This window comes from Collinsella aerofaciens (assembly GCF_040910245.1).
Classification (GTDB): domain Bacteria; phylum Actinomycetota; class Coriobacteriia; order Coriobacteriales; family Coriobacteriaceae; genus Collinsella.
This window is the reverse complement of sequence record NZ_JBDGAY010000004.1, coordinates 122013-129268: the sequence shown is the minus strand read 5'-3', so window position 1 is coordinate 129268 and position 7256 is coordinate 122013. Positions and strand designations below refer to the sequence as shown.

The window sequence follows — 7256 nt, the reverse complement described above, 5'->3', positions numbered from 1 at the left end:
TAAAGCCGTTTGTCTCCACCCGCGTAGCGGGTGGTTTAAAGCTGGCCGCTGCGCGGCCAGCAGACTAAAGTCTTGAACAAAACGGCCGCGATCCCAAACGGGACCGCGGCCGCAAGTCAAAGACACTATAGACAGGATGACTTACGCAGCGTCGAGGCAAACATCTGCCCCGAGACGTACGCACGTAAGCCATTTTGCATAAATGCGTTAATTAATTGCATAAGATGGCGCAAGGATTTCTAGCCGTAACAGGGTAGTACCCTCCGGAGCGTGCATTTTTGCGAGTATTCCGCATCACGAAATCAGATTATGGGGCCAAGAGTCTTTTAAAAGGCAGAAAGCCCTCACGACTCATCCCGTCAGGACGACGTACCGCGATAAGCCATCCATATTTGAACATCGTTAGCCTCCAATTGGCGCGCAGAGACATCAACAAAGGCAGCGAAAATCGGCTATCGCCTTATACATCAATCTTTGGCTGCTGAAAACTCCGTTTTTTGCACGTCGCCCCAAGCACCACCCTCAGCCAACGGCCAATCCGCCGAAAACCGGACATCGTAGGGGCCGCCGTTTGTTTTCTTTCCGGCGCATTCCGCAGGACGCAAGAAGCCCTCGCCGCACTCCACATTAGGCGCGAAGCGCACTTTATTTTCATCAGCTTTAATCCCTGAAGACCGAGGACGAAGGGACCCGACGGGTTTCCCTCTGAATGCATTCCGCAGCACGAAGCCCCCTTATCCGCAGCTCCGAAGGAGCAGGATAAGGGGGCTTCAAGTGCGAGGACGCATTCAGAGGGAAACCCATCGGGTCCCGGTGAGAGCCACAGGGCTATCGATTACCCCGTGTTCTGCAAACCTGCCGAGACGCCGGTCACAGTCGAAAGAATCAGGCTCATGTACTCGGCCTTCTTCTCCTCGGCCATCTCGTCCTGATTCATGCGCACCTCGCGAAGGGCGCGGACCTGGGCGATGGACAGAGCGTCGACGTAGGGGTTACGCACGCGAACGGCGCAGCCGAGCACGCGACGACGCTGCAGCGGCCACTCATCACCGACGATGGCAAGGACCCACTTACGCGTGAGCTGCATCTCGGTGAAGACCTTCTTGGACAGATCATCGCGGTCGCCCAGATGCAGATACATCTTGGCGATGCGCTGATCGGTCTTAGCAATCGACATCTCGATGTTGTCGATAAAGGTGCGGAAGAACGGCCACTCCTGGTAGGCAGCCTTGAGCTGGTCAAGATCGCCAAGCTGCTCGCAGGCGGTGCCCAGACCGTACCAAGCGGCCAGGTTAATGCGCGCCTGGCTCCAGCTGAAGATCCACGGGATGGTACGCAGGTCATCGAGCGACTTGGCGCCCAGACCGCGCTTGGCGGGACGCGAGCCGATCGGCAGCAGACCGACCTCGGTCAGCGGCGTCACGGTCGAGAACCACGGTGTAAAGTCCTCGGTGTTCAGCAGGTCCAGATAGCGTTCGTGGCTTGCAGTGTTGAGCTTCTCGGCCATATCCCAGAACTTCTGCGTGGTCTCGGTGTTGGTCTTCTCGACACTCGGGGCCGACTGCAAAAGCGTTGCGGCGGCAACGGACTCAACATGGCGCTGAGCCAGCGTGCGGTTGCCGTAACGGGCAAAGATGACTTCGCCCTGCTCGGTAAGCTTAAAGAAGCAGTTGACCGAACCCTTGGGCTGCGCCAGCACGGCCTTGTTGGCCGGGCCGCCGCCACGGCCCACGGCACCGCCGCGACCGTGCATGAGCACCAGGTCGATATCGTTCTTCTCTGCCCACTTGGCGATGCGCTCCTGCGCGGAGTGCAGCGCGAGCATGGCCGTGGTAGGACCGGCATCCTTGGAAGAGTCGGAATAGCCCAGCATGACCTCCATGCGGCGGTTGGTCTGGGCAAGGCGCTTTTGCACCACGGGCAGCGTAAGCATCTGATCGAGCACGTCGACGCAGCCCTCGAGGTCCTCGAGCTGCTCGAACAACGGGATCACGTCGAGCTCGGGGACATCCTCCTCGTGTGCAAAGGACAGGTGCGCCAGCTCAAAGACGTCGGCCACATGCTGGGCGCTCTTGGTAAACGAGATGATGTAGCGGTGCGCCATCTTCTTGCCGTAGCGCTTTTGGATGGAGCCGATAGCGCGGAAGGTATCGATGACCTCACGCGTCATGGGCTGCAGGTCGCCATGGATACCGTTCTCGTGGATATCCTTAAGGGCGCGGGCATGCACCACGGAGTGCTGACGGAACTCCATCTCGACCATATGGAAGCCGAAGGACTCGACCTGCCAGATGATGGTTTGGACCGGGCCGTAGGCAGCACGGACGGCACCGCAGGCGGCCAGCGAACGCTGGACGACGCGCAGGTCATCCAGGAACTCGTCGGCGCTGTGGTACATGGTGTCGGTGATACGACGGACGGTGGCGTTCAGGCGGTCGGCCATGACGAGCATGACGGCGCGATGCGGCTCGTGCTCGGAGATCAGCTCGGCGCGGGCCGTGTAACGAGGGCTCATCTCGACCTGATGGTTCCACAGGTTAATGAGCTCGGCCGACGGCTTGCTGTAGGTAGCCTCGAGCGTGAGGTTGCGGCCGATGTGGCGGCACTTGTCCTCGAGCTTGAGCACCATGTGCGTAAAGTACTTGGCGGCGACCTCACGGCTCACCTTGGCGGTGACGTTGGGGTTACCGTCGCGGTCGGAACCGATCCAGCTGCCGGGATGGAAGAACGCCGGGCACAGCGGCGGCACAGTACCGGCCTTGTCGCCCAGCACCCAATCGTCAAAACGACGATAGATAACGGGGATAACGTCGAACAGCGTGTTATCGAAGATGTCGATGATGGTATCGGCTTCCTCGACCGGCGTGGGCTTCTTGAGCGCGATGGGACTCGTACGCACCAGGGCGTCGATCTCCTGCAGCATATGGCGCTCGTTCTCCACCAGGTCGGAGCCGCCCAGACGCGGACGCTCCTCCAGCAGGTTGGAGATACGGCGGATCTTGCCCTCGACGGCCTTACGACGGGCCTCGGTGGGATGTGCGGTAAAGACAGGGTGGAACTCGAGCTTGTCGAGCAGCTCGTTGGCACCCTCGACACCCAGCTCATTCACCAGCTGGTGATAGGCAACGGTAAGCTCGTTGGCAGGATCGACCTCGGTATCGGTCGACGCACCGGCCTCGCGCTCGCGCAGCTGCGCCACACGGTAGTTCTCCTCCGACAGGTTTGCCAGATGGAAAAAGCTCGTAAAGGCGCGAACGATGACCTGCTGCTTATCGAGCGGCAGGCTGTCGATCAAATCGACGACCTCACGAAATGCCACGGCAGTGGGCTCGTCGGCGGTGGGCACGCCCTGCTCGTCGACGGCTTCGTCGGCAGCGCAGGTACCGGGGTTGCCGGCATTGACCACAATCTCGGCTGTCAAAATCTTGTCGAACAGGTCCGCGATCTCGGGATCATACTCGCTAAGCACACGGCGCTCCAGGCGCAAGAACAGCGCCAGATTGTCGCGCAGCTCCTCGGGGATCTCGATCTCGGCGAGACGCTCCCTGGACTCGGCATTCGAGCCGATTCGGTTAACGAGGCGGTTGACCACGGCAGCGACGCGCGCCGCGGCTTCGGGTACAGACTGGTTGCTTAGGTTCTCAGCCACGTTTCCTCCCATTCCTCCTTCTATGCACGTAACATGCGGTATTCATTATAGGCGCTTGAGAAATACTTTCGACACTGATTGCGCTTTACCACACAAAAGTATTTTCTGCATTGCAAAGGTTTTTGCCCTAAATGGTCGTATTTCTCGGTGGGCGGCATACGTAAACGGGGGCATTCCGCATAAAAGCGAAACACCCCCGTAACAATCGCTCTCCATGAGCAGGGCACGTTAGCAGGCCCGAAGCTCAAAAAGATGCGCTACAGGCGCTCGCGAACCGCCTCGACGACGTTGTCCAGATCGGCGAGCACCTCGTCATGGCTCTGCATGTCGCGCACTTTGACCTTGCCGGCGGCAAGCTCGTCGCCACCCAGGACCAAGATGAGCTTGGCGCCTACCTTATCGGCTTGCTTAAACTGGGCCTTGAGCGAACGACCCTGATAGTCGGCCTCGGTCACGATACCTGCGGCGCGAAGCTCCTGCGTAATGGCAAAGACGTTCTGACGCAGCTCCTTGCCGGCGTTGGCGACATAGACGCACGGGGCCTCATCGGCACCCAAATCGCTGCCAAAGGCCTGCAGGGCCAGCAGGGCGCGCTCAAAACCGACAGCAAAGCCGACGCCCGCCGTGGGCTTGCCACCCTCGAGCTCGACCAGGCCATCGTAGCGGCCGCCGCCGCCGATGGAGCCGACGCCGGCGCCAGGGGCCTCGACCTCAAAGACAGTACGGGTGTAGTAGTCCAGGCCGCGCACCAAGGTGGGATCCTCGACATACTCGATACCGGCGGCATCCAGATAGCGCTTGACCTGCTCGTAGTGCTCGCGGCACTCATCGCACAGGTTGTCACCCATCAGCGGAGCCTCGGCCATGATCTCGCGGCAGTGGTCGTTCTTGCAGTCGAAGGCACGCAGCGGGTTGAGCTCGGCGCGCTCGCGGCACTCATCGCACATCTCGTCGGCGTGATCGAGGATGAACTGCTTAACCTGCTCGCGATAAGCCGGACGGCACTGGGCGTCACCCATCGAGTTGATGAGCAGACGAAGCTTGGAAAGATCGAAGCCCAGGCGCTTGTAGAACTCCATGAGCATGATGATGCACTCGGCGTCTGCCGCCGGATCGGGAGCGCCGAGCCACTCGATGCCCACCTGGTGGAACTGGCGCAGGCGGCCCTTCTGGGGACGCTCGCCGCGGAACATGGCCTCGGCGTAGTAAGCCTTAAACGGCGTGGAGCCCTGGGGCACCAGATTGTTCTCGACGACGGCGCGCACCACGCCGGCCGTGCCCTCGGGGCGAAGTGCCAGGCGCTGCTTGGGCTTGAGTTTGGTGTCGGTGCCCTCGGTAAAGACGCGCTCCAGGTTGGCACCGCTGAACACGCGGAACATTTCCTTGCGCACGACGTCGGTCGACTGGCCGATACCGTGGACAAACACGTCAACCTGCTCGATCGCGGGCGTCTCGATGGGTTTAAAACCAAACGGCTCGAACACGCCGGCCGCAATCTGCTGCATCTTTTGCCAGGCGCGCATCTCGGCGCCGATAAGGTCGCGGGTTCCCTCCGCCTTCTGTGCCTGCATGGGCAAACACCTTTCTTTTGTATCGCGTCATAGGTAGTGGACATTATACGGCACAAACACAAACAGCGGCGGCGCGTCTGACCGAACGAGGGTATGGGGACTCGTTCGGCCAGACGCGCCGCCGCGGCAGCTGATCCGCTTTCCTCCGTCCCCTTCGGACCACGTGATCTGTTGGGGACGGAGGAAAACGGATCATTTCGTAGGCCCGTGGCCGCCTTGGAAACCGAATGATGGTACGAGCATCCATTCGGCTTCCAGGGCAGCCACAGACAGAACGGAGCGAACAGAAAAGAGCACGTAGACCTGCCATAGCTCACCGACAAAGCTCATGCCGGCAAGAACGGCAGAGGTGGCGATTACAGTGAGGGAACCCAAAACGCGGCCGCTTACCTTATCGGCAACATGGCCGATGACAAGTGAGCCGATAACGCTCACCACGGTGGAGATGGCGTTGGAGATGTTGTACTGCGCAAGCGTGATCCCGAGGTCGCTGACGATGAGCGGCTGAAACAGGCTCATGCAGTTAACGAAAATCGTGTAGCACGTGGCCATGATGACAAAGCCGGAGGCCACGACGAGCCAACCGGGGAAGAATTTATGCTGCCGGGACATACCGCTCCTTTTAAACAAACGAATAGCCTGCGCCGGCGCCGGTAGTGCCCAAGATTGCCTTGAAAGACAAGGGCATAGGCCTTATGGCCATGCCCGCAGGCTTGAAAGGCAAGGTTGGGTACTACCGGTGGTCGGCGATATAGCCCAAAGCGACCGCCGTGTAAGCCGCAGCGCCAAGTGGCAGCTCGGCATCGCTAAAACGTGCCTTGGGATGATGCTGAGCAAAGTGCTCGTCCGTATCGGTCACAGCAGCGCCCACGGTAAAGTACGCACTCGGGATCTCCCTCGAGATCAGCGCGAAATCCTCGCTCGCCATGGCGTGGAACAGCGGCAGGAAGGCGGCCTTGGGCAGCACCGCGCCCACGTAGCCAAGCGACGCCTGGGTCATGTCGTCATCGAGTACGAGCGGGGGAACATCCGAGAGCGTCTCGATAGTCGCCGGCGTGCGATACGTTGCGGCCACGCCGTTGACGACCTCGGCAATACGCTCCTTGAGATGAGCCATGAGCTCGACGTCGAAGCCGCGCAGCGTACCTTCGAGCACGCAGGTATCTGGAATGACGTTGGCCGCTTGGCCACCGGCAAACTTACCCACGGTCAGTGCGACCTCCTTGGCCGCCGGCACCTCGCGGGAGATGAGCTCCTGAAGTGCCAGATGCACATGGACGCCGGCCGTGATGGGGTCGATGCAGATTTCGGGGCTCGAGCCATGACCGCCCTTGCCCTGCAGCGTGACGCGGAAACCGTACACGCCCGAGAGCGCCGGACTGCCGTAAAGCACCAGGCCAAGCGGCGACTGGCTATTGACATGCATGGCAAAGGCGACCTGAGGACGCGGGTTCTGTAGCAGACCGTCGGCGATGGCGGCGCGGGCACCCTCAAAGGTTTCCTCGCCCGGCTGGAACAGCAACTTAACCGTGGCGTTGGCATCAACAAGCTCTGCCTCGCGCGCTTTGAGCATACGAGCCGCACCAAGCAGCGCCGTCGCGTGCATATCGTGACCGCAAGCGTGCATGCAGCCGTTGGTGGATGCAAAGGGCTCGCCGGATTCCTCGGCAACGGGCAAGGCATCCATGTCGCCACGCAGCATGATGACCGTACCGGCCTGTTCGTCCGTGCAGACGCCATTGCCCTGGGCCGCGGCGGCACCGGCGCCGACAAGGCCCACAACACAGGAACCATCGACGAGCGTGGCAAATGGGATGTCCATCTCGGTCAGGCGCGCTTGGATATACGCAGAGGTCTGTGGGAGGCTATTACCCAGCTCGGGCATCTGGTGGAGATCGTGTCGCCACGCAGCGAGCTCGTCTGCAAAAGCCTGAGCTTCTGCAACAAGACCGTCACCGATAGCGGTCTGCGCCGCTGCGGTGGCCTTGGGCGCTGATTGCGGTTGAAGATCGGACAAAGCTGGTGCCATAGATGCC

4 protein-coding genes are annotated in these 7256 nt (G+C 60.8%); all 4 read right to left on the bottom strand.

The features are described 5' to 3' along the window. Positions 1 to 835: 835 nt before the first annotated feature. Positions 836 to 3649, bottom strand: a complete 2814-nt coding sequence (locus AB5Z20_RS02880; protein WP_369832481.1) for a phosphoenolpyruvate carboxylase — start codon at positions 3647 to 3649, stop codon at positions 836 to 838. Positions 3650 to 3906: 257 nt separating this feature from the next. Beyond that, positions 3907 to 5220, bottom strand: a complete 1314-nt coding sequence (gene hisS / locus AB5Z20_RS02875; protein WP_117640032.1) for a histidine--tRNA ligase — start codon at positions 5218 to 5220, stop codon at positions 3907 to 3909. A 192-nt stretch (positions 5221 to 5412) separates the two neighbouring features. Continuing rightward, the gene (locus AB5Z20_RS02870; RefSeq protein ID WP_343007320.1) at positions 5413 to 5832 is read right to left on the bottom strand and encodes a hypothetical protein; all 420 of its coding nucleotides are present in this window, start codon (positions 5830 to 5832) and stop codon (positions 5413 to 5415) included. Between the two features lie 121 nt (positions 5833 to 5953). After that, complete coding sequence (locus AB5Z20_RS02865) at positions 5954 to 7249, bottom strand: M20 family metallopeptidase (RefSeq protein ID WP_368156178.1); 1296 nt, start codon at positions 7247 to 7249, stop codon at positions 5954 to 5956. Between the last annotated feature and the right edge of the window lie 7 nt (positions 7250 to 7256).